The 22,809-nt window shown below is 62.2% G+C and carries 22 protein-coding genes; 11 read left to right on the top strand and 11 right to left on the bottom strand.

Features of this window, described 5'->3' with window-relative positions; genetic code table 11:
- Positions 1-187: 187 nt before the first annotated feature.
- Genes ctaD through P0M12_RS04820 form a run of 3 tightly spaced genes read left to right on the top strand, consistent with a single transcriptional unit; the run spans position 188 to position 2,936 of the window.
- Complete coding sequence (gene ctaD / locus P0M12_RS04830) at positions 188-1,942, top strand: cytochrome c oxidase subunit I (protein ID WP_046379038.1); 1,755 nt, start codon at positions 188-190, stop codon at positions 1,940-1,942.
- A gap of 45 nt (positions 1,943-1,987) precedes the next feature.
- Positions 1,988-2,461, top strand: coding sequence for a MarR family transcriptional regulator (locus P0M12_RS04825; protein WP_003939892.1), 474 nt, complete (start codon positions 1,988-1,990; stop codon positions 2,459-2,461).
- A 34-nt stretch (positions 2,462-2,495) separates the two neighbouring features.
- A complete protein-coding gene (locus P0M12_RS04820) occupies positions 2,496-2,936 on the top strand; it encodes a DUF5313 family protein (RefSeq protein ID WP_223304421.1) in 441 nt (146 codons plus the stop codon).
- 9 nt (positions 2,937-2,945) lie between these two features.
- Here the strand turns inward: P0M12_RS04820 and P0M12_RS04815 are convergent, their stop codons facing one another.
- Entirely contained in the window at positions 2,946-3,968 is a 1,023-nt protein-coding gene (locus P0M12_RS04815; RefSeq protein WP_277377485.1) for an NAD(P)/FAD-dependent oxidoreductase, read from the bottom strand.
- 39 nt (positions 3,969-4,007) lie between these two features.
- Here P0M12_RS04815 and P0M12_RS04810 point away from each other — a divergent pair, with 39 nt between their 5' ends.
- Entirely contained in the window at positions 4,008-4,634 is a 627-nt protein-coding gene (locus P0M12_RS04810; protein ID WP_007727793.1) for an XRE family transcriptional regulator, read from the top strand.
- Between the two features lie 56 nt (positions 4,635-4,690).
- Positions 4,691-5,149 (top strand): GNAT family N-acetyltransferase, encoded by a 459-nt coding sequence (locus P0M12_RS04805; RefSeq protein WP_042451126.1) that lies wholly within the window; start codon positions 4,691-4,693, stop codon positions 5,147-5,149.
- Positions 5,150-5,161: 12 nt separating this feature from the next.
- Here the strand turns inward: P0M12_RS04805 and P0M12_RS04800 are convergent, their stop codons facing one another.
- The 6 genes from P0M12_RS04800 to P0M12_RS04775 are packed head-to-tail and all read right to left on the bottom strand — an operon-like array spanning position 5,162 to position 10,794.
- Positions 5,162-5,698: an AAA family ATPase gene (locus tag P0M12_RS04800; RefSeq protein ID WP_042451125.1), complete on the bottom strand. Its 537-nt coding sequence runs from the start codon at positions 5,696-5,698 to the stop codon at positions 5,162-5,164.
- Between the two features lie 53 nt (positions 5,699-5,751).
- Positions 5,752-6,546 carry an MHYT domain-containing protein gene (locus tag P0M12_RS04795; protein ID WP_136470760.1) on the bottom strand — a complete coding sequence of 265 codons (795 nt, stop codon included), beginning with the start codon at positions 6,544-6,546 and terminating at the stop codon, positions 5,752-5,754.
- A gap of 40 nt (positions 6,547-6,586) precedes the next feature.
- A complete protein-coding gene (locus P0M12_RS04790; RefSeq protein ID WP_003940118.1) occupies positions 6,587-7,174 on the bottom strand; it encodes an ATP/GTP-binding protein in 588 nt (195 codons plus the stop codon).
- Entirely contained in the window at positions 7,155-7,529 is a 375-nt protein-coding gene (locus P0M12_RS04785) for a DUF742 domain-containing protein (protein WP_007727785.1), read from the bottom strand. The genes P0M12_RS04790 and P0M12_RS04785 overlap by 20 nt, the downstream gene beginning before the upstream one ends.
- Before the next feature lie 5 nt (positions 7,530-7,534).
- Complete coding sequence (locus P0M12_RS04780) at positions 7,535-7,951, bottom strand: roadblock/LC7 domain-containing protein (RefSeq protein WP_003940329.1); 417 nt, start codon at positions 7,949-7,951, stop codon at positions 7,535-7,537.
- Positions 7,948-10,794 (bottom strand): ATP-binding protein, encoded by a 2,847-nt coding sequence (locus P0M12_RS04775; protein ID WP_257237603.1) that lies wholly within the window; start codon positions 10,792-10,794, stop codon positions 7,948-7,950. Before P0M12_RS04775 ends, P0M12_RS04780 begins: the two co-directional genes overlap by 4 nt.
- A gap of 377 nt (positions 10,795-11,171) precedes the next feature.
- Here P0M12_RS04775 and P0M12_RS04770 point away from each other — a divergent pair, with 377 nt between their 5' ends.
- Positions 11,172-11,681, top strand: a complete 510-nt coding sequence (locus tag P0M12_RS04770) for a hypothetical protein (protein ID WP_058037916.1) — start codon at positions 11,172-11,174, stop codon at positions 11,679-11,681.
- A 4-nt stretch (positions 11,682-11,685) separates the two neighbouring features.
- Here the strand turns inward: P0M12_RS04770 and P0M12_RS04765 are convergent, their stop codons facing one another.
- Together P0M12_RS04765 and P0M12_RS04760 are read right to left on the bottom strand one after the other, a co-directional pair.
- Positions 11,686-13,128, bottom strand: coding sequence for a phospholipase D-like domain-containing protein (locus tag P0M12_RS04765; protein ID WP_218679779.1), 1,443 nt, complete (start codon positions 13,126-13,128; stop codon positions 11,686-11,688).
- Complete coding sequence (locus tag P0M12_RS04760) at positions 13,125-14,228, bottom strand: NAD(P)-binding domain-containing protein (protein WP_234551854.1); 1,104 nt, start codon at positions 14,226-14,228, stop codon at positions 13,125-13,127. Before P0M12_RS04760 ends, P0M12_RS04765 begins: the two co-directional genes overlap by 4 nt.
- 112 nt (positions 14,229-14,340) lie before the next feature.
- Between P0M12_RS04760 and P0M12_RS04755 the strand changes: the two genes are divergently transcribed.
- Positions 14,341-15,072 (top strand): enoyl-CoA hydratase, encoded by a 732-nt coding sequence (locus tag P0M12_RS04755; RefSeq protein WP_003940192.1) that lies wholly within the window; start codon positions 14,341-14,343, stop codon positions 15,070-15,072.
- A 62-nt stretch (positions 15,073-15,134) separates the two neighbouring features.
- Positions 15,135-16,250: an MBL fold metallo-hydrolase gene (locus P0M12_RS04750; RefSeq protein WP_007727770.1), complete on the top strand. Its 1,116-nt coding sequence runs from the start codon at positions 15,135-15,137 to the stop codon at positions 16,248-16,250.
- Positions 16,251-16,286: 36 nt separating this feature from the next.
- Here the strand turns inward: P0M12_RS04750 and P0M12_RS04745 are convergent, their stop codons facing one another.
- The gene (locus P0M12_RS04745; protein ID WP_054188848.1) at positions 16,287-16,874 is read right to left on the bottom strand and encodes a hypothetical protein; all 588 of its coding nucleotides are present in this window, start codon (positions 16,872-16,874) and stop codon (positions 16,287-16,289) included.
- Positions 16,875-17,011: 137 nt separating this feature from the next.
- On the opposite strand from P0M12_RS04745, the gene P0M12_RS04740 reads away from it, so the two are divergent.
- Positions 17,012-19,516 carry a cation-translocating P-type ATPase gene (locus tag P0M12_RS04740; protein ID WP_003940410.1) on the top strand — a complete coding sequence of 835 codons (2,505 nt, stop codon included), beginning with the start codon at positions 17,012-17,014 and terminating at the stop codon, positions 19,514-19,516.
- Between the two features lie 6 nt (positions 19,517-19,522).
- On the opposite strand, the gene P0M12_RS04735 is transcribed toward P0M12_RS04740, so the two are convergent.
- Complete coding sequence (locus tag P0M12_RS04735; RefSeq protein ID WP_064074000.1) at positions 19,523-20,665, bottom strand: GGDEF domain-containing protein; 1,143 nt, start codon at positions 20,663-20,665, stop codon at positions 19,523-19,525.
- A gap of 180 nt (positions 20,666-20,845) precedes the next feature.
- On the opposite strand from P0M12_RS04735, the gene P0M12_RS04730 reads away from it, so the two are divergent.
- Both P0M12_RS04730 and P0M12_RS04725 read left to right on the top strand, forming a co-directional pair.
- The gene (locus tag P0M12_RS04730) at positions 20,846-21,037 is read left to right on the top strand and encodes an antitoxin (protein ID WP_003940164.1); all 192 of its coding nucleotides are present in this window, start codon (positions 20,846-20,848) and stop codon (positions 21,035-21,037) included.
- 121 nt (positions 21,038-21,158) lie between these two features.
- Entirely contained in the window at positions 21,159-22,805 is a 1,647-nt protein-coding gene (locus tag P0M12_RS04725) for a Na+/H+ antiporter (protein ID WP_042451113.1), read from the top strand.
- Positions 22,806-22,809: the final 4 nt, after the last annotated feature.

Below are 22,809 nucleotides of genomic sequence, written 5' to 3'. Positions count from 1 at the left end.
GGCGGACCCTCGACCTATTCCGCCGCCTGACTTTATCTCACCGAAATCTGCAAAAGGTTGCGTACGTTCGGTTTTCGATAGATGCTCACGTCGGCCACACTTAGTTTGTGCATTAACTATTAACATGCGATATGGTCGTGCGGAAAGTTCTTGAGGCGGTATCGAGCACGAAAGAGGACGCGCGAGCATGACGACAACGGTGCCGGACGAGCGGACCGGAGAGTTGGAGCCGATTCCGGAGCGGCCGTACCCGAAGCGCCGTGATCCCAAGGGGTCGTGGATGTTCGACATGATCAAGACCACCGATCACAAGAAGATCGGGATCATGTACATGATCACGGCTTTCGTGTTCTTCCTGATCGGCGGCCTGATGGCCCTGTTCATGCGTGCGGAACTGGCTGTCCCCGGGATGCAGTTCCTCTCGAACGAGCAGTTCAACCAGTTGTTCACCATGCACGGCACGATCATGTTGCTGCTGTATGCGACGCCCGTCGTTTTCGGCTTCGCGAACTACATACTTCCGCTGCAGATCGGTGCCCCGGACGTGGCGTTCCCGCGTCTGAACGCATTCGGGTTCTGGCTCTTCACTTTTGGTGGTCTCATCGTTCTCGGCGGATTCCTCACGCCGGGCGGCGCTGCCGACTTCGGTTGGACCGCGTACACCCCGTTGTCGGGTGCGGTGCACAGTCCCGGCGTCGGCGCCGACCTGTGGGTCTTCGGTCTGACGGTCGGTGGCCTCGGCACCATTCTCGGTGCGGTCAACATGATCACCACCGTGATCTGCCTGCGCGCACCAGGTATGACGATGTTTCGGATGTCCATCTTCACGTGGAACATCTTCATCACCAGCATTCTGATCTTGATGGCGTTCCCGCTCTTGACCGCTGCGTTCATGGGTCTGTTCGTCGACCGTCATCTCGGTGGGCACATCTTCGACCCGGCGTCGGGTGGAGTTCTGTTGTGGCAGCACCTGTTCTGGTTCTTCGGTCACCCCGAGGTGTACATCATCGCGCTGCCGTTCTTCGGCATCGTCTCGGAGATCTTCCCGGTCTTCAGCCGTAAGCCGATCTTCGGGTACACCGGATTGGTCTATGCGACACTGGCGATTTCAGCTCTGTCGATCGCGGTGTGGGCTCACCACATGTACGCGACGGGTGCTGTTCTCCTGCCGTACTTCTCGTTCATGACGTTCCTGATCGCCGTGCCGACAGGTGTGAAGATCTTCAACTGGATCGGCACGATGTGGAAGGGGCAGTTGACCTTCGAGTCGCCGATGCTGTTCTCGGTCGGCTTCTTGATCACCTTCCTCTTCGGTGGTCTGTCGGGTGTCATTCTCGCGAGCCCGCCGATCGACTTCCATGTCACCGACACGTATTTTGTCGTCGCCCACTTCCATTACGTGGTCTTCGGTACGGTCGTGTTCGCCACGTACGCCGGTATCTACTTCTGGTTCCCGAAGATGACCGGTCGCATGATGGACGAGCGTCTCGGCAAGTGGCACTTCTGGACCACGTTCGTCGGTTTCCACGGCACGTTCCTCGTTCAGCACTGGCTCGGCGGCGAGGGGATGCCGCGTCGCTATGCCGACTACCTGCCCTCGGACGGGTTCACGGTGCTGAACTCGGTGTCCACGATCTTTGCCTTCGTGCTCGGTGCCTCGACGCTTCCGTTCATCTGGAACGTTTTCAAGAGCTACCGCTACGGCGAAGTTGTCACCGTCGACGATCCGTGGGGTTACGGAAACTCGCTGGAGTGGGCAACCACCTGCCCGCCGCCGCGTCACAACTTCACCGAGTTACCGCGCATCCGCAGTGAACGTCCGGCGTTCGAGCTGCACTACCCGCACATGGTGGAGCGAATGAGGGCGGAAGCGCACGTGGGTCTCACCGGGCAACCCACGTCGACGTTGGAGAAGAGTGACGATCGTCGCCAGATTGATTAGTGCAATAATAGTTGCTGCACTAATTAATCTGATAACATCGGATTCATGACGACGAAGGCTCCGCAGACGCAGATGGATGATCCGCTGGCTCTCGACCGGCAGGTGTGCTTTGCACTTGCGGTCGCGAACCGGGCGGTGCTGTCCGTCTACCGGCCACTGCTCGAGCCGATGGGCCTCACGCATCCCCAGTACCTGGTGATGCTGGCACTGTGGGGAAAGTCGCCGATGGCGGTCAAGGAAATCGGGCAGGCACTGCAACTCGATTCGCCGACGCTGTCGCCGCTCCTCAAGCGACTCGAGGCGTCCGGGCTGATCACGCGAACCCGTAGCCGCGCCGACGAACGGCAACTGGACGTGGACCTCACCGAAGCCGGTGTGGCACTGCGCGCGGAGGCGGAGAAGATCCCGCCGGCGGTTGTCGCGAAGCTCGGCGTCAGCCTCGCCGAACTCGAAGAACTTCACAACGTTCTGACGCGGGTCAACGAGGCCGCGCTCCGCGCCGGAGCCTTGGACCAATGAGAGAAATGTGATGACTGCATCCGAAAGAAACGTGATGACTGCGTCAGTACCGTCGATGCGTACCGAACAGGTGACTTCCGTGACTTCCAAAAAGCAACGTACGAGCCCGAATCCTCTTCAGTGGTTGGGTTATTCAGTGGGGCGCAAACTGCCCGATTCGATGCAGGACTGGGTACGAAACGACCTGATCGGTGACTGGGCCGTGCCGCGTCACCTGATCCGAAGCATGGTGCCGTTCATTCCAGTGTTCGCGGCCTTCATGCTCTTCCCCGGGCCGTGGGCCCTGCGGGCATCGATGGTGCTGCTCGGAGTGCTTCTGGCACTGTTCTATTCGGTCTCCTACATGGCTCAGAACAGGTCGCGTCGCCTCGAGCGTCACGGTTTGCCTTCCGACCTCGAGAACCCGAAGAAGATCTCGCGCCACGACGCCGAGAAGGCCGCCTACGAGAAGTTGCACGGCGGCCCCGCGACGTAGACACCTCGGTCACAAGCCGTGGAGGGCGCTGCCGCCGTTCAACTCGCAGACGCGTTGCTCCACTGTCGCCGAGAAGCCCCCTTCCGGCTCGGTCGAACGAAGAGCCGATTCGACATCTTGCTCGACCAGATATCCGTTGATCGCGATTGCCGCGGTCGAACCTGCCGCCGCAGCATTGATTACCTGGGCGCGAGGGTCGACGACGTTGCCGGCGCCCCAGATACCAGGAACACTGGTGGCGCCGGAACGATCGACAGCCACGAATCCCGTGGGGCTGGTTTTGCAGCCGAGTCGCGTCAGATGTGCGTCGTTCGGAACGAAACGCGGCGCAACGAACAGTGCTGAGCGCGCAACAAGTTGGCCGTTGTCGAGTTCGACGGCCCTCAGTTCGCCTCTCTCGCCGATCAATCCAGATACCGATCCGTCGGCAACCGTCACTCCTCGGGCAGCCAGTCGCGCGCGTTCGTCGGGGGTGAGCGAGATCTTGTCGGGGAAGAACGTCACATCCGACGACCACTGTCGGAGTAGAAACGCCTGGTGAAGTGACATCTCGCGAGCGTCGCCGCCGAGAACGCCGATCGGTTGGTCGCTGATCTCGTACGCATGGCAGTACGGGCAATGGAGCACGCTTTGCCCCCAAAGCTCCTGGATGCCTGGTATTTTCGGGAGTGAATCCCGTAGGCCGGTGGCAACCAGCACAGTACGAGTTTCGAGCGTCGTGCCTCCTGAAAGTTCGACGACAAAGCCGGGTTCGATACCGCACCAGGAGATGTCGACTACGTCATCTTGTGTCAATTCCACTCCGTACGTCTGCAATTCGCTGCGTCCGACGGCGAGCAACTCACGTGGCGCCATGCCGTCGCGCGAGAGGAAGCCGTGCATGTGTGCTGCCGGTGCGTTGCGCGGTTTGCCGGAATCGATGACGGCGACCGAGCGCCGAGCACGACCCAACACCAGGGCTGCGCTGAGTCCGGCGGCGCCACCGCCGACGATCACGGCGTCGAGGATCTCAGTTTCAGTGTGTGTTCGCATGAGCACAGATTGCTCGCGGAGGGGGTTCTTCAGCAACTAATGTTGCCATTTCTGGGAATCGTCGTCAGACTCGGCACCATGAATGTCAACGGTCCGCACATCGATGCCGCCATCTCGCAGATCGGCGCGCGCCTCAAACGCATTCGTACACAGAGGAACGTCACGCTCACAGCGCTGTCCGAGTCCACCGGTATTTCGAAGAGCACCCTGTCGAGGCTCGAAGCGGGGGAGCGTCGCCCGAGCTTGGAGTTGCTGCTTCCGATCGCGCTTGCCCACCAAGTGCCGTTGGACCAACTGGTGGCGGCACCGCAGGTCGCCGATCCACGCATCCAGAGTGCACCTCGAAGCGTCAGTGGGCGAACGGTATTGCCGCTGACTCGGCAACCGGGTGGGTTGCAGGCATTCAAGATGACCATCCCGGCAAGCCAGACGGAACCGGATCCCCAAGTGCACGACGGCTACGAATGGCTGTACGTGTTGTCGGGGAGGTTGCGGTTGGTGTTGGCCGATCACGACATCGTGATGGGTACGGGTGAAGCTGCTGAATTCGACACCCGAAACCCGCATTGGTTCGGCAGTGACGGGCGCGGCCCGGTCGAGGTACTGAGTCTGTTCGGCCCCCAAGGAGAACGCATCCACGTTCGGGCCAGGCCTTCGGCGAAGTGAAGGACAGTCATACTTTCATTCGGTACTGCCGGAAGCGAAGAGGACAGTGAGGATCTGTGCGAATCGAAATTGACGACCTGAGTCGGGATGCGGTCCGTGCTCTACTCACCGAACATCTCGCCGACATGCACGCGACCTCGCCCGCGGACAGCGTTCACGCGCTGGACGTCACGGGGCTGATGGATAGCTCTGTGACCATGTGGACGCTGTGGAGCGAAGGTGACGAGTTACTCGGTTGCGTCGCACTCAAGGAACGGTCGTCGGCGGGCGGCGAGATCAAGTCGATGCGAACGTCATCGGCAGCAAGGGGGCGTGGCGTGGGAACGCGACTTCTTCAACACGTCGTGGACGAGTCGAGACAACGAGGTTACCGGCAACTCGAATTGGAGACCGGTACGCAAGAGTTCTTCGATCCAGCTCGCCGGTTGTACGCGAAATTCGGGTTCGTGCCTTGTCCACCGTTCGGGAACTACCGCGAAGACCCGAACAGCGCATTCTTCGTTCTCACCTTGTGAGCAGCTCGCACGCTACAGCATCTTGGCTGTGATGCGTCGTACTGCACTGTCGGGGTCCATGATTGCGGTGTCGAGCACCAGCCGTTCCGTAGTCCACGGCTCGTAGTCTCGATCCAGAATTTCCTGCCACGCCGGTAGTACGAGATCCGGGATGTCGACGACTCGCCGTTCAGCGCGTCTGCGATGCTCGTCGGGATCCGAACAGATGACCTCGACACCGAGCAGGCGCGCCGAATTATGTTGTGCGGTAGCGGACCAGGCGTTTCGTGTCGCCTCGACGGGGTTGACGCATTCGACCACGACCGAAAGTCCCAGTCGCAATTGTTCGGCGGCGAGCGCGTACCCGGTGATGTATCCGGCGGTCCCGGACGCATCAGCTATACCGCTGCGGATCAGCGCCTGTTCGATGGTATCGATCCGCACGAAGGGGATTTGGTGACGCTGCGCAAGCGCCCGCGCGATCGTCGACTTGCCGGTGGCCGGCAAACCACCGATCACGACGAGCGTTGCGCGGGTCGATGGCTGGGGGTTGTGTCCGGCATCCACCATCCCCGAAATGTACGGGGCGTTCTCGATTTACGTGAACTCGCCCCGTACTCTGCTCAGTTCGAGATCGCGAACTCTCGTGCTTCGAACGCCAGATCGTCGGCGGCGGATTCCATTCGTGCCGTCGAGCGGTTGGGTGCTGTCAGCACTGCGACAATCGGAACTGCCAACGCCAGCAGGCCGAGAACGAAGACAGGGAAGAGGAACGAGAACACTTCGAGTCCCTGTGGCGCCGGGGCTGCCGCGTCGTGAACAACCTCGACAGCGGCCATTCCGGTGTAGTGCATACCGACGACGGCGATGCCCATGATGATTCCGGCGACAAAACGCAGAATCGTGGACTCGAGCACCATGGTGAACCACAGTGCAGCGGTTCCGGCGACGACTGCGATGAGAACCGACAGTGCAACGAAGAGCAGGTCGTAGTGGATCTCGCCCTGAAAGCGCAAGGCGCGCATACCCGTGTAATGCATGATGTTCACGGCGAGACCGGTTACCACGCCCCCGATCAGAAGCCGCGTCCAGCGAAATTCGGTCCCGATGATCAGCAGGCCGACAAACACGGCCCCTACTGAGATGATCGCGGAGATCACGGTCCATCCGAGGTTGTATCGAATGGGACTGCCGGGGACCGCGAAGCCGAGCATGGCGATGAAATGCATGAGCCAGATGGCGACGCCACCGATCGACAAGGCAGCCATGGCGAGCCATCGCATGCGTGTGGCGGTTGTCGTCGCCGACGCTGAATGCCTGGTGCACGCCAGGCCGACTACCGACCCGACCACGGACACGACGTAGGCGAGTCCGAGCAGCCAGATTCCCATCGAGAAATGGTGCATTTCATCCGACATGCCAGTTCCTTTCGGCGACGATTCGCATCTGGTGATTCATCTAGACGACTGCTTCAGCTGCAAGTCGTTCGAGGGAGTATTCGGTGACGGCGATCAGCGCGCGTTTGGCTGATTCGCGGTTTCGGGCGTCGATCTCGATCATGGGAACCCGGTTGGGTAGAGCCAACGCCTGGCGGAGATCGCTCGCCGAATGGATTGGCGCGCCGTCGAAACGGTTGACCGCCACGATGAACGGGAGGCCTCGCGCCTCGAAGAAGTCGACTGCGGCGAAGCTGTCTTCCAGGCGACGCGTGTCGACCAGAATGACCGCACCGATCGCACCGGTGATCAGGTCGTCCCACATGAACCAGAAGCGGCGCTGTCCCGGGGTTCCGAACAGATAGAGGACCAGGTCGTCGGCGAGAGTGATGCGCCCGAAGTCCATCGCGACCGTCGTGGTGCTCTTGTCGGGAGTGGATCCGAGATTGTCGATACCGTCGCTGGCGTCGGTGACCATGGCCTCCGTGCGAAGGGGGACGATTTCGGAGACGGTCCCCACAAGTGTTGTCTTGCCAACACCGAAACCCCCGGCGATCACGATTTTTGTCGATTTCACGCGAGACGATGAGTCAGAGTGCCCGAAGTCCACTGAGGGTCCTTTCGATCAGTTCGCGTCGCTCGACTCGAGATGCGTCGCTTCGCAGAGTGGCATGTATTTCCAGTGATCCGGCTACTACGAGGTCGGCGACCAGTACCCGCACGACTCCGATCGGAACACCCAGGTGGGCAGCGATCTCGGCAACCGAGATCCGCTGCTCGCAGAGTGCGACGATCGATGCACGAATATCCTGCGGTGCAAGATTGTTCGAGACCGCGTCTTCGATCGTCGCGATGATCGCTTCGAGTGGGAGGTCGATGGACGGCAGGGTCCGACCTTCGGTGAGCGCGTACGGCCGGACCAAGCTCGGTTCGGCGTCGTCGTACTCGGATTGATGGTGAGGCATCGAACTCAAATACCCTGCGATGTTCTCGGGGCAATGTCCATGGTGGTGCCGACGCGATCGACGAGAGTCGCCATTTCGTAACCGATCTGGCCGATGTCGCATCCGGCGACAGCGAGAGCGGCAAGGTAAGCGCCACTACCGACGCCCATGAGAAGCAGGTAGCCGTTCTCCATCTCGACGACGGACTGCATGACGGCTCCACCGTCGAAGAGGCGTGACGCCCCCGCGGACAGGCTGGCGAGTCCGGAAGTGACAGCGGCTAATTGATCGGCCCGATCGAGCGGAAGATGTGTGCTCGAGGCCGTCAACAACCCGTCGGCTGAGACGATGATCGCGTGACTCACACCCGGCACGTCTCGGGCAAAAGCCGATACCAGCCAGTCGAGTGCGCGGGGAGTCTCTTGGGCTCCGACAGTGTTCACTGTTCTCCTTCATCGTTGTGCAACATCGTGGACGATTCGAAAGACTGTCCGCCATCGGGCTGATGGTCGGCGGCGCGCCGACGCCCTCGTTGTACTCCGGATTGGTAACTGCTCCAACCACGTTGGACGTCCGCCGGATTGGATGCATGGCGCTGTGTCGTTCCGCCTCTCCCGACTGCGCCGGGAACCAGGCGGGCTCCGCGGTCTCGAATGGGAAGTCCGGAATCGGCGATCTTGGTGACCGGCATCTCGAACGAGGTCCGAGCGGCCAGCCAGCCTTGATCCGCGTCGGTGGTCCACGCACTGCCGGTGGAAGCAGCTGAAGTCTCCGCCGTCGGGTCCACGAGCCACTCGGACACCATCCGGGCGAAAATCGGCATCGTGGTCGGGGCAGCGAGTACGCCGTTCGAGTTGCCCTCTCCCGCGCCGTCAGCGCGCGCCGATGCGCGAGCAGAGAGCCCGTCACGGGTGCGCGAGGAGAAGAACGCCGCAGTATTTGTCGGCGTCGGGGCTGAGAGCCGGTGCCGTGGCGGCGGGGTTGTCGACGGGTGTGGACCCACCGGGATCTCGGGACCCTGTGCCGGCGAGGTGAATTCCGGCGAAGGAGTACGCACGGGAAGGGACGTCGATGCGCTTGTGCCTTCGGGATCGGGCAGAGGAGCGAAGGACGACACGGAGGTGGCGGGTGCAGCAGTGGTCGGAGTCGAGGTACTGACCGCCGGTACTCCACTTGTGCCCGGAGTGCGACGTGGCAACCCCGAAGGCGCTGTTGTCGTGGGAATGGATTGCGGTGTGATCGGGGCGAACGTCTCAGTCCGGTCGGTGCTGTTGCTGGGCGTTCGACGCGGGAGATCTGCGAAACTTCTGGTCGCAGGCTGCGGGGGTGCCAATTCGGTCGGGACGGGCTTTGACCAGGACGGTTCAGACGGTGCGGGCGGCGGAGTCCGATCGAGCGTGGGCACGGGTCCGGTTCGCGGCGTGCGGATCTCGGGTCCCCGAGAAGAATCGAGTATCGACGTCGGTAGGAGCACCGTTGCGGTGATGCCGCTGTGCGTCGACGACGTTGCCGTCGGGCGCAGGCGCACAGAGATGTTGTAGCGACGACTGATTCGGCTCACGACGAACAAACCCATGCGACGCGCTGTATCCGCGCTCATCTCGCCGCCGGCGGCGAGGCGCTCGTTGGCATCGAGGATATCGGCAGGCGACATGCCGATACCGAGATCTGCGATCTCGACGATCATGGAGCCGTCGATGGTGCGGGCAGCGTTGATGGAGACGGTGGTCTCCGGCGGGGAGTACCGCAGAGAATTGTCGAGCAGTTCAGCGATGAGGTGAACGACGTCCGGGGCAGCATGACCGGTGACGACTCCGGGCGGTATCTGCCCGAGTTCGACGCGTCGATATTCCTCGACGCCTGATACCGCCGCACGAAGGATATCGCCGAGAGCGACGGGGGCGGTTCTGGCGCGGCGTACATCGGTTCCGGCGAGAACCAACAAGTTGTCGCCGTTTCTACGCATTCTCGCGGCGATGTGGTCGAGCCGGAACAGATTCTCGAGGCGACGAGGGTCGTCTTCGTCCTGCTCCAACTGTTCGATCAAACCGAGTTGCTGGTCGACGAGGGACTTGTTACGCCTCGACAGCGTTTCGAACATGTCGTTGACCTGGCGCCGCAGGGTGGCCTGCTCGCCGGCCAGCGTGATGGCCTGACCGTGCATGTCGTCCACCGCGCGTGCAAGCTCGCCGATTTCCTCGTGGGTGCGGATCGGTACACGGGCGAAGTCGACGTCGTCGATACTGGCACCTGCGCGAATTCGTTCGATCGCGTCGGGGAGTCCGCGTCGTGCTGCTTGCAATGCGGCAAATCGCAGCCGACGGATCGGATCGATGAGCGATCGGCTGATGACGAGGGCGATGGCCAGTGCCAGCAGGACCGCGCCGAGCACGATTGCAGTGTCACGAAGTGCTGCGGTTCGTGCTGCATTGGATTCAGCGGTGACGGTATCGCCGAACTCGGTGACGGTGGTGTCGGTCAGGCTGTTGTACTGGTCGTTTCCGGATTTCAGATCGGTACCGACGCGGCTCCCCAGAGGAGAGGTCGACGGGGTTGATCCGAGTGCGTTGATCCGGTTCTGAGCGGAGTTGCTGAGGGTCCGGACGGTGTCGTTGCTCCCGTCGATGGCGAGAATGTTGTTCAGAGCGACCAGTTCGGCACCGGCGGCACTGACCATCGAGGTACGAGCCTGCTGGTCCGGATCACCTGAGCCGAAGAGGATTCGTTGTTCGGCCAGTGCTCGTCGCGCATCCCAGAGTGCTGAGAGTCGGCCACCCTCTTCGCGCAGCGCCGGACGCTGAGAATGCTCGACGACGCTGGTGAAGGTGCTCGAGAGTGCGCGAGAGACTTCGCCGACCCGCGAAACCAAGCGTGCGGGAGCCACCGCGCCGGCGGCGACCTCCTCCGTGATGGAACGGCTCTCTGCGAGCGCCGAAGTCACTTGGTCGTTGAGATCGTCGTCGGACTGGAACGCGCGCGCGGCGTCGACCAGTTGATCCATTGCGTCCGAAACCGCTTGTGTGGCGGGGCCGGTGTCAGTGCGTGCCGATGCGGCTTCGGCGAGCTCGTACAGCGCGGATTCGAGATTGATCGCGGCGGGCACAGCGAGGGCGCGCTCGGACGAGGAACTCAGCTGTGCGGCTTCTTCGAGTTCCGTCTGAACGCGAAGGGCTCCGAGGACGACGGCGACGATCATCGGCAATGCGAGAACGGCGATGACCTTCCATCCCAGGCGCCATTCGCCGATCGACCACCAAGAGGTTGTCGTGTGTGAATTGTGTTTCATGCGGAACATGGCCCCTTCACGTCAACCCCCGTGGGTCATTGCCCGAACCCCTTCGATCCGGTTTGACCAGAAGGGGTAGTTAGCTGAACGGTAACAGACTGTTCGCTGGCTCGCTACATCCCAGTTGGCTTCTTGGATCGCCGATGACTATATCCGGATTGTAAGGCCAGGTGAAAGGGTAAACGGACAAGTGCGGCGAATGGGATAGCCGGAAAGTCCAATTTGGTAGCTCGGCGAGCGGTGCTGCCCGGGAATTCGTGGAACTCACGGCAAGCATCTGGCTCGTGTCCCGACATCGAGGACACATCCGAACGAGGCGCACACGCATGTCAGAATGTGGAAACCGCACCGATGACCGAATTGAACTTGGAGCCATAGTGAGTGGAACTGCTCGCGACGCGTTGCGCGCGATCGCCGAACTGCTCGCCCCTGACAGCGCTGTTGTCATCGATCGTGTGACTCTCGCGATCGACCAACCGGAACGGTATGTCGAAGTACAGAACGAGTTGTACTCACAGACGCTCGAGAAGCCACACCCGGAAATGGCGTGGTTTGCTCTCGTCGACGCATTGCACGAACAAGAACGCCTGGTCTGGGTGGACTGGAACGAGGATGCTGCCGAGGTTCTGGGTCAGCTGCGAGTGCTCACGTCGGCGCCGGCGGGATCGTGGGAGTGGTCGGACAGTCTTGTCGTGGCCTTCGATCGAGCTGCCGGACTCGAATCGCTTCTCGCCCGTATCGGCGACAACATCACCGATACGGGCGTTTCACTTGCCTGGCTCGACAGCGACAGCGATACGTTTCTCCTCGCGCTCGTCCCGAGTGTTCACGGTGCAACGCTCGTCGAACTCGCGCTGGCAACCGGGCACTGCGTGCGCGTGTTCTAGAGTCTCAGCGTTTGCCGAGCAGGCGGCGCAATCCTTCGATTCGATCGCTCAGTCTGGGCGGCGTGCGCTCGGGATCCATCAGTGCATTTTCAGCGAGCACGTGGTCTTCGCCGTCGACTGTGTTCCGGTCGAATTCGCGCAGACTGCGAGCGTCGGAGGTCGAGAGAGCGCGAACCGTCGACAACAGTGACTGCTCGCCCAACGCGTCGTCGACTTCTTCCTCGGTGACGTCGAGGTGCTCGCTGAGTAGGTGGCGCCTCAATCCGATGATCGAGGCGCGCAACTCGACATCTGCGTCGTCGTCGGATTCGACGGCGATGTCGCACTCGGTGTCGAAGCCCATCGAACGGTTGTTGAGATTCGACGACCCGATTCGCAGGAGGCGATCGTCCATCACGAGAACCTTGGCGTGTACGTAAATAGGTGCGCCAGAAGAGGTCACGGGATAAAACGCACCGAAACGGTCGTGGATATCGGCCGACCACAGCAAATGCAGCAGGTCGTGGCGTGCCCCGTCCATCGCCTTTTGTTCGAGCCATCCATCGGCATTGCGGGGAATGACCAGAACGATTTCCGGCCCGTCGGCCTCACGTAGACGCGCGGCAATCGCCTCGGCCAGCGTGCGTGATGCGAGGTACTGGCTTTCGATGTACAGCGTGTGTTCGGCGCCGGCGATGGCCGCGAGATACAGCGCCTCGATCTCACGAACCTCCGCGCGCTCGCCGAGTTCCGGCAATGTTCTGGCGACGGCTACGTCGACCACCCGCAAGGTGGGAGCCAAATTGACGGGCCACGGAGTCGCAGTGCTCTTGACCGGTGTCAGATCCTCGCCGGTTGCGGATTTCCAGCGTGCCCGCGCCAATTCGCCGATGGCCGCAGCCGCATTGCCGTCGACCGCCGTGGTTGCGTCATGCCAAGGGCCGTAACGCCTTCCGCTCGGCGTGATTCGATAATCGTTTCGGTCGACGTGATCCGAGGTGTCCCAGCGGTCCACAGTCATGTCGATGCCGCCGCAGAACGCCAGAGCGTCGTCGATGACGATGATTTTCTGATGGTGCGCCGCACCAACCGGGTGGGCGCCGTCGATCTCGAACCGTAGGCGCTCGTCGGTCAGCCAGTTGGACACGAAGACGGGAGTCATGCCGCGGCCGATTGCGGTGAACGCGCCGATGTTCCATTTGAGTACGAGGATTTCGAGGTCGGGTTTCTCGCGGACGAGCCAGCGGAGGAACATTCCCAACCGGTTGGGGCCGTCGAGAGTCTGCTCGCCTGGTTCGAGTTTGATGCGCGTGTCGAAGTCCCAGCCGATCAACATGATTCGCTTTTCAGCTTGCAGCATTGCGGACTTCGCATGATGAAAGTAGTCAGCGGCGTCGACGATGCAGGCAAGATTGTCCGCCGGTTCGATGCGCCAGCAGGTTTCGCCCGGAACAAGGATTCTGTTCATTCGCCGATTCCCAGGTACGCGGTCAGTTCGCGCGCTGCCGCTTGGCCGGCGCGGTTGGCTCCGATCGTCGACGACGACGGTCCGTATCCCACCAGGTGCACGCGAGGGTCGGCTTCGACCTGCGTGGCGAGGCGCCCGGTCATCGGAATTCCGCCACCCGGTCCGCGCAGGTGCAACGGCGCCAGGTGATCGAGTGAGCTACGAAAACCGGTGCACCACAGGATGACATCGGCGTCGACGACGGTACCGTCGGCCCACTTCACGCCGTTCGGAAGAATTTCGGAGAACATCGGAAGTCGATTCATCACACCACGCTCTCGCGCTGCCCGGATGGCAGGCGTTACCGGGAGGCCGGTCACCGAGACAACGGATCCCGGTGGCAGGCCGCGTCGTACACGATCTTCGACCATGGCAACCGCAGCGCGGCCGATGTCCGGCGTGAACGGCTCGTCGCGGAACTCGGGTTCGCGCCGCGTCACCCAGGTAGTGGTCGTGACGCGTGAGATCTCGTCGAGCAGTTGGACGGCCGAGATCCCGCCGCCGACCACGACGACATGTTTGCCTTCGAACTCGGCAGCGGTTCGATAGTCCTTCGTGTGCAGTTGTCGGCCACGGAACGACTCGGCCCCGCGATAGTGGGGGATGAAGGGCCGCTCCCAGGTCCCCGTCGCGTTGATCAAGCCTCGCGCCGCGAATACTCCCCGGTCGGTCTCGATCCGCAGGCGCTCTTCCCTCGGACACACCACTCGCGTGTGTACCGGGCGGTGGACGGGAAGTTCGAATTGCTTTTCGTACAGTTCGAAGTAGTGGGGGACCGCCACCGATGCAGGCACCTGTTCGGCGTCTGTACCGGTGGTTTCCGCGAAGGACATTCCCGGGAGGTCATGGACGCCGTTGACGGTGCTCAGTGTCAGGCTCGGCCAACGGAACTGCCACGCCCCGCCCGGCCCCGACGCATGATCGAGCACCACGAACCCCGATTCGGGCTCGATTCCGAACTTGCGCAGGTAGTACGCGGCGGAGAGTCCGGCCTGTCCGGCGCCGATCACCACCACGTCAACCGGGTGTGGTTGCTGTGCGGCAAGGTCGTCTGTACTCATCGGTAATCTAACCTCCTGATGTACAGAACTTAGCTGCAGAGAAGTATGCGGACGGTATCGGCGCCTCGGAACATCCCTGTGTCGAGCCTTCCAGAAACGAAAGTGAGCGGACATGATCGGGTTCTCCCGTGACGGCAACGTCGTGACCATCGAGTTGCAGCGTCACGAGCGTCGTAATGCGCTCAGCGCGGAACTCTGCATCGCAATACGGGACGCGATGAACGCGGCGGTAGCCGAGCACGCGCACGTCGTAGTCATCACCGGTGAGGGATCGGCGTTCTGTGCAGGCGCGGACCTTTCCGGCGACGTCTACATGGAGGGCTTCACCGATCGTCTGTTCGAGATGCTTCGCTCTATCGACACGGCGCCCATCCCCGTCATTGCCGCTGTCAACGGTCCGGCCATCGGCGCGGGCACGCAACTGGCCATCGCGTCGGATCTTCGCGTCGTAGCGCCGAGCGCTCGCTTCGGAATCCCGGCCGCCACCCTCGGTGTCTCGGTGGACAAGTGGACGATGCGTCGGCTCGCGTCGCTGGTCGGCGGCGGTCCCGCGCGCACCATTTTGCTCGGCATCGAACAGATCGGCGCCGAAGAAGCCTTCACTCGCGGCCTCGCCAACAAAATTGGAACCCTCGACGACGCTCAGGAATGGGCACACCGCATTGCAAATCTCGCACCGCTGTCGTTGCGGCACATGAAGATGGTTCTCAACGACGACGGCACCATGGAGGAGCAGTCTCCCGAGCAGCTCGACGCGCTTCACGCCGCCTGGCTCAGCGAGGACGTCCAGGAAGCCCGCGCTGCCCGCATCGAGAACCGCCCTCCCGTATTCAAGGGTAAGTAAAGCTGGTTGCAGGGAAAACAGGCGCCGGGCACGCAGGGCAGATAGTGGCTACGCTCGTCTGAATGAAGAAGACGACGGTTCTCGGAGTTGCTGCTGTTGCCGCGGCGACGGGGTGGGTGGCGCGAGCCGCATGGGGCATCCCGACGCAGATCGGGGCCTCGCGAAACACGGTGCAACCGTATGCGGCGATGTCCCCGCGATACCGGGACCGCCAGTTCCACAACTCGGAGCCCAGCAGCACACTGGTTCCGGGCACCGATGTCGGAATGTTCAAGTCGATGGCCACGCGAGGGTCGACGGGTCGGCCGCGTCGGCCGATTCCGTTGGCCACTCCGCTGGCACCGGCGGCAGCCGGCGACGCGGCGGTGACGTGGTACGGCCATTCGAGCGTTCTCGTCGAGGTCGACGGCTACCGCGTTCTCGCCGATCCGGTGTGGAGTGAACGCGTATCACCCTCGGCCACAGTAGGTCCCGCGCGCATGCACCCCACTCCGGTGGCTTTGACCGAACTGCCTGCAGTGGATGCGATAGTCATCTCTCACGATCACTACGACCATCTCGACATGGCTACGGTCAAGACCCTGACTCGTACACAGACCGCTCCGTTCGTCGTGCCGATCGGTATCGGGGCTCACCTGCGGCACTGGAAGGTGCCCGAGAACCGGATCGTGGAATTGGACTGGGACGAGTCGACAAAAATCGACGACCTGGTCCTCACGTGCACGGAGGCTCGTCACTTCTCCGGTCGTGGCCTCGTCCGGAACACGACGCAGTGGGCGTCGTGGGTATTCGCCGGGCCGAAGCACCGGGTCTTCTTCGGTGGTGACAGCGGATACACATCGCGTTTCGAACAGCTGGGTGAAACCTATGGGCCTTTCGATCTGACGCTTCTCCCCGTCGGTGCGTACGACGTGCGCTGGCCGGACATCCACATGAATCCGGAAGAGGCAGTGCAGACGCACATCGACCTCAACAAGGGCGACGGGTCGCGCGGTGTCTTCGTCCCGATTCACTGGGCGACGTTCAACCTCGCGTTTCACTCGTGGTCGGAGCCGATCATTCGCCTCGACGAGTCGGCTGCAGATGCGGGCACAACAGTGTCGGTCCCGATGCCGGGCGGCAGGATCGACGCGTTGTCACCGACACCGCCGTCGAAGTGGTGGATACCGCTGGGCTGACTGCGGCCCGTGCTCGAAAGTCACCCGGGATCTTCCTCAATCCAGTCGGATTCCGAACCAACCCCCACGTTGGTACTGCAGTTGATGTGTCACTTGTTCACTGGTGAGGTCGGGATCGGGTTGTCGTTTCGGTTCCCATAGTTGTGTGACACTTTCGGATGCGGATGCGATGCCTTCTCCGTCGAGGGTGACAACCTTCTCGTCCATTCCCAGCTGAGGCCATGCAGTTGCGACATCGATCGGCCCGGCAGGCGGTATCGGAGCCAGCAAATACTCACCGCGCACTGAGCCCGAGCGGCTTTCAGCCGTGCGTAACTCCAGCAGCGAGCCTCGCGTTCTTTGCGCGGTTGTCACCGATGATCCGTCCGCGAAACCGAGGCCGAGGAGTAGCGGCGCGCTGAAATGTGTGAACGTGGGACGCCCGTCGTAAGTGCCGAGACTCAGCGAGAGTGCCGGATCCTCGTAGCGGGCATCAATCGCGAACATCATCCCGAACGAGTAAACCCGAATCGCCGACAACCAGACAACCACGTTGTCGGTCCGGTTGAGGTCGAGAGAAATCGGCAGGTCGACGGGCCGTTCGCACCGAAGCGCCTCGTCTAGACCGTTGTAGACGTATTTCATACCGTTCCTCGATGGCCTTCTCTGCTCGTTCCGACCAGCATCGCAGAACCGCGGCGCACGGGTGTGATCTTCGTGTAGCCGTCATTGCCACACGAGTCCGACCCTGATTAGTTGCTCCGGGTGCGTAATCTTTGACCATGGCTCACGAGCACACCAGTTCAGAAGAGACAGCAGTGGCGGTAGCGCCTGAGCGATTGCCAGACGACGTCGACGTCGCCCGCGGTCTGACCGCCGATCAGGTTGCAGCAAGGATCGCGTCGGGACAAACCAACGATGTACCGGACCGGGCGTCCCGCTCGGTCAAGGACATCATTCGCGGCAACGTCTTCACTCGCATCAACGCGATCCTGACCGTGTTGTTGGTGATCGTGCTCGCGACGGGTTCGATCATCGACGGCATGTTCGGACTGCTGATCATCGCGAACAGCGGTATCGGCATCATCCAGGAGATCCGCGCCAAGCGCACGCTCGACGCTCTGGCCATCGTGAGTCAGGCCAAGCCCATGGTCAGGCGTGACGGCGTCGCCGTGGCGATGGCGCCCAAAGATGTTGTGCTCGACGATATTATCGAACTCGGATCCGGTGACCAGATAGTCGTCGACGGTGAGGTGGTCAGTTCGGCTGCACTCGAGGTCGACGAATCGCTGCTCACCGGTGAGGCCGATCCGGTTCACAAGGCGAGTGGCCAGCAAGTGTTGTCGGGCAGTTTCGTTGCCGCGGGCAGCGGTGCATACCGCGCCACCAAGGTCGGCGGCGATGCATACGCGGCCAAGCTGGCCGAAGAGGCGAGCAAGTTCACCCTCGTGCATTCCGAACTGCGCAGCGGCATCGACAAGATCCTGAAGTTCATCACCTACCTGATGATTCCGGCGGGTGCGCTGATCATCTTCAATCAGCTCTTCACGATCGGCCTGCCGATCCGACCGGCACTCAACGGCATGGTGGCAGCTCTGGTTCCGATGGTTCCCGAAGGCCTTGTGCTCATGACGTCCATTGCATTTGCGGTCGGTGTGATCCGGTTGGGCAAGCGCCAGTGCCTCGTTCAGGAGTTGCCGGCGATCGAGGGTCTGGCTCGTGTCGACGTGGTGTGCGCGGACAAGACCGGAACGCTGACCGAGAACGGTATGCGGCTGTCCGAGGTCGACGTCGCACCGGGTGGATCGGGGGAGACTGCGGTCAAGTCCGCGTTGAGCGCGATGGCCGCGTCCGACCCTCGCCCCAACGCGAGTGTCCTGGCGATTCGCGAGTCTCTCTCCGACGACTCCGGGTGGGGCGAAGCGACAGCGGTGGCGCCGTTCTCCTCGGCGAAGAAGTGGAGCGGCCAGTCGTACGGCAGTCACGGCAACTGGGTACTCGGTGCCCCGGACGTGCTGCTCGATCCCGACTCGGAAATGGCCCGCAAGGCCGAGGAAGTGGGTTCGAGCGGACTTCGTGTCCTCATGCTCGGCAGCAGCGACCTCCCCGTCGACGACGCCGACGCCCCTGGCACCGTCACCCCCGAAGCTCTGGTCGTGCTCGAGCAGAAAGTGCGCCCGGACGCCCAGGAGACGTTGGAGTACTTCGCCAGCCAGAAGGTCGCGGTCAAGGTCATTTCCGGCGACAACGCGGTTTCCGTCGGCGCCGTTGCCGGATCCCTCGGACTCGAAGGCGGCGACCGTCCCATCGACGCGCGAGAGCTGCCGAGCGATCAGGAAAAGCTGGCGGACACTCTCGACGGAGCAACGACGTTCGGTCGAGTGCGACCGGATCAGAAGCGGGAAATGGTCGCGGCCTTGCAGTCTCGCGGACATACCGTCGCGATGACCGGTGACGGCGTCAACGACGTGCTCGCCCTCAAGGACGCCGACATCGGAGTCTCGATGGGTTCGGGCAGCCCGGCTACCCGAGCCGTGGCCCAGATCGTGCTGCTGGACAACAAGTTCGCGACGCTCCCGTACGTCGTCGCGGAAGGCCGCCGAGTGATCGGCAACATCGAGCGTGTGTCGAATCTGTTCCTGACCAAGACCGTCTACTCGGTGGTGCTTGCGTTCCTGATCGGCATCACCGGCGTCCTGTCCCAGGTCTTCGACTTCGAACCGCTGCCGTACCCGTTCCTGCCCCGCCACGTCACGATCGCAGCGTGGTTCACGATCGGTATCCCGGCCTTCATCTTGTCTCTGGCACCCAACAACGAGCGCGCGCGAACCGGTTTCGTCTCGCGCGTGATGCGTCTGGCGTTGCCGTCGGGCCTGATCATCGGCATCACCACGTTCATCTCCTACGTATTGGCTTACCAAGGCCCGGACCAGACGGAAACCCAGAAGATCCAGGCCGGAACCAGTGCGCTCATCACGTTGATCATGATCGCCGTGTGGGTTCTGGCCGTCGTGGCTCGGCCGTACGTCTGGTGGAAGCTCGTTCTGATCGGCGGGTCGGTGGCCGGATACCTCATCCTGTTCGCGCTGCCGTTCACCCGCGAGTTCTTCAAACTGGATCCGAGCAACGTCGCTGCGACGACGCTCGCGATCACCCTCGGCGCGATCGGCGTTGTACTCGTGGAACTCTCGTGGTGGATCAGCGCACGCCTGCACGGGGAGAAACGAAAGATGTTCGCGACACCCGACGACCTGCCCGGCGAGCATCACCATGCCCACAGTGAGTGAGTAGTTTCAGCGCCTGAACATCTGCACCCAGGCAATGCGATCGCCGCCGCGCTTCTTGGCTCGGTACATCGCATTGTCTGCGTGCTCGATCAGTTCGTTTACAGCTCGATCCGGTAAGTCCGTCTCGGGACTCAGATAGACGCTGACGCCGGTACTGGCGGACACAGGATAGGGATCGGAGTCGGACGAGACCGCCGAATGTATCTCGGTGGCGACCTGCTCGATATCTCCTCGATCGACTCCGCGCAGGACGACGAACTCGTCTCCACCGATTCGAGCCACCACCGCATCGGGTCCGGCGGCAGCGAGGAGGCGGTCGGCGACAGCGGTCAACGCGTCGTCGCCCGCGACGTGGCCGTGTGTGTCGTTGAGGTTTTTGAACGAGTCGACGTCGATGAGTAGTGCGATCAGAGCCTGCGTTCGATCACTGCGCAGCAGATGCTGTGCCTCGTCCTGGAGTCCGCGGCGATTGAGTGTCGCGGTGAGGTAGTCCCGGTGGGCGTTGCGTGCGTCGTCGGTCAGGCGCAGCCAGACGATCTGCAGAATCCATGCGGTGGAGAAAACCACACCGGCAACCATCAGATAGAGATTCACGACCACCCAGTCGTCGTTGACCGGCTCGGACATCGCCATGGCAGCGAGCGTCGTGCAGACAGCAAGAGCCCAACCGATGTGGCTGATGGCAACGCGAGGGCTGTGAACTATCGCCGCATAGAAGCCGATCATGATGAACAAGATGCAGCCGATGGTTCCGACGAAAGCGGTGCGCACGGCGAAGAAGAGAGTGACGGCGAGCCACAGGTCGGCCCAGACGACAAAGGCCACGGATTGTCGCCAAGTTGGCCACGATTCATTACGCGCCCAGCGGTAGCCCGCATAGGCGCCACTGATAGTTCCGAGGGCGAAGATCGACCGCGCCAGGGCGGTGTCGGAACCGAAGCGGCTCAACTGCATGGTCGCCGCGATCAGGGCGAAGAGAAAACACCACACCGCGACTAATTTGCGTCCGGGAACGGTCAGCCCGCGAGTGTCGAGGAATCGGGGGAGCCAGGTGTAATCGGTGCGATCCGACCACCACCGGGACAGCAGTTCACGCGTGGGGTAGGGGTCGCTCCCCGTCCCGCGCAGTCCTGCATTCAAACCGGGCACCTGTCGATGTCGATGGGTGGTCAATCAGCTATTGGCGGGTTAACGCTACCTCGAGTTGCGCACGGCTCGAACGCACGGACCTGCTTTCTGGCGCAGAGGCCGTCGACCTGTGAGAATCGAAGGGCGCGGAGGAACGATTCCGCCGAAGGATGTGCGTCAGCACCGGGAGAGGACACGGACATGGGTTTCTTGGACAACGTCAAGGGATTGGTCGAAAAGGGCCAGGAGCTCGCAGCGGAGAACTCCGACAAGGTTCACGACGCTATCGACAAGGTCGCCGACATCGCCGACGACAAGACCGGCAACAAGTACGGCGATCAGATCGACAAGGCAGCTGAGGCCGCCAAGAAGGCTGTTCCCGAAAAGCAGTAATACCGGATTCGGCATACCGTTTTTCGGTAGCACCGTTGCTCAGGGGCCCGTCACCGAAAAGGTTGCGGGCTTCTGTGCGTCCGCTGGGTGAACTCCCAGGGTCGGCGGGCAGAATGAACGCGTGAACTTCACCTGGATTCTGCTGGTCGTCATTGCCGCCATCGCAGTCACCGGGCTGTCCAATCGACGAAACCTGCAGGCTCCGCTGGTTTTGGTGACGGTAGGTTCGGTCGCATCCTTCATACCCGGTATGCCGCGGCCGGAACTCGATCCCCACGTCATTCTCGGTGTGGTCCTGCCGCCGCTTCTCTACTCGGCCGCTCTGAAATTCTCGGTGGCGACCTTCAAACGCAACTTGGCCCCGATCTTGCGCCTCGGCGTCGGAATGGTGTTGGTGACGGCGTTCGTGGTTGCCTTCTTCTCCGAATGGATGGTGCCCGAGTTCACGATCGGCGCCGCCCTGGTGCTCGGGGCCGTGATCGCGCCGACCGACGCCGTCAGCGCGGTGGCGGTCGGTCAGAAGCTCGGGCTCCCGAAACGGGTGATCGCCATCCTGACGGGCGAGGGGCTCGTCAACGACGCCACCGCGCTCACGCTCTTCACCGTCGCCGTCGCAGCAGTGACCGGAACGCGAATTGCCACCGATTCGCCCCTGTTGTTCTTCGCGTACGAAGTGATCGGCGGCGTTGTCGTCGGCTTGGTGCTCGCGTTTGTCGTCAAGTTCGTTCGTGCCCGCATGTACGACTCTCCACTGGAAACCGGCTTGGGGTTGGTGCTTCCGTTCGCTGCCTACCTGGCCGCCGAAGAACTACACGCGTCCGGTGTTCTGGCCGTTGTGGTCGCTGGTCTGGTGATCGGGCACTATTCGACGGACGCGTCGATCATGACGCGATTGCAGGAGCGCTCGGTGTGGTCGAGCCTGGACACTCTTCTCGAGATGTTCGTCTTCGCGTACATGGGGCTCCAGCTGAGCTTCGTGATCGACGATGTTGTCGCCGACGGACTTCCGGTGCTTCACGTGTTCGCGTACGGTCTCGCAGTCCTGGCCGTTGTCATCGTGATTCGGCCGGTGTGGCTGTTCCTGAGCTACTCGCGTGTGCGATTCGGTGTAACCCTGCGCCGTGATCGCGAGAATCAACTGACGTGGAAACAGAATCTGGTGGTCTCGTGGGCGGGAATGCGCGGCGTCGTCACTCTTGCTGCGGCCGGCGGTATCCCGTTTGCACTCTCGTCCGGCGAGCCGTTCCCCGGACGCGGCGTCATCCAGGCGATCGCGTTCATCGTCGCGGTCGGGACATTGCTCATCCAGGGATCTACCTTGCCGTTCATGATCCGTCGCCTCGACGTCGCGGATCCTTACGAGCAGTTGCGCACGCAGGAACAGATGGAGTTGGCCCGCAACATTTCTCGCAAGGCGGGAGAGAAGGCGTTGGCAGACGCGGCCGCGCACCCTCCGCCGGGGATCGACGGGAAGGAACTGCAGGCGATCGTCGAACGCGTACGACGCTCGATGCAGGCGAGGCTTCAACTCCAGGAGGTCGACGAGGACGCCGATCGCGAGGCCGCCTTGTGGAATGCGGGAGCTCTGTTCGACAAGTTCAGGCATCAGTCACTGCGCTCGCAACGAGTTGCGCTGATCGCCGCACGTGACGACGGAGATCTCGACGACGAGGTATTGCGTACCGTATTGGAAGGACTCGACATCGAAGAGGCCGCAGCAGAGGAACGTGTCAGGCGTCGCCGAGCAGGTAGCGGTGCAGGCAAATAGAGGG

This window comes from Rhodococcus sp. RCBS9, assembly GCF_029457415.1.
Taxonomy (GTDB): Bacteria; Actinomycetota; Actinomycetes; order Mycobacteriales; family Mycobacteriaceae; genus Rhodococcus_F; species Rhodococcus_F qingshengii.
Note: the sequence above shows the minus strand (reverse complement) of the source record. Positions and strands in the feature narration are given on the sequence as shown.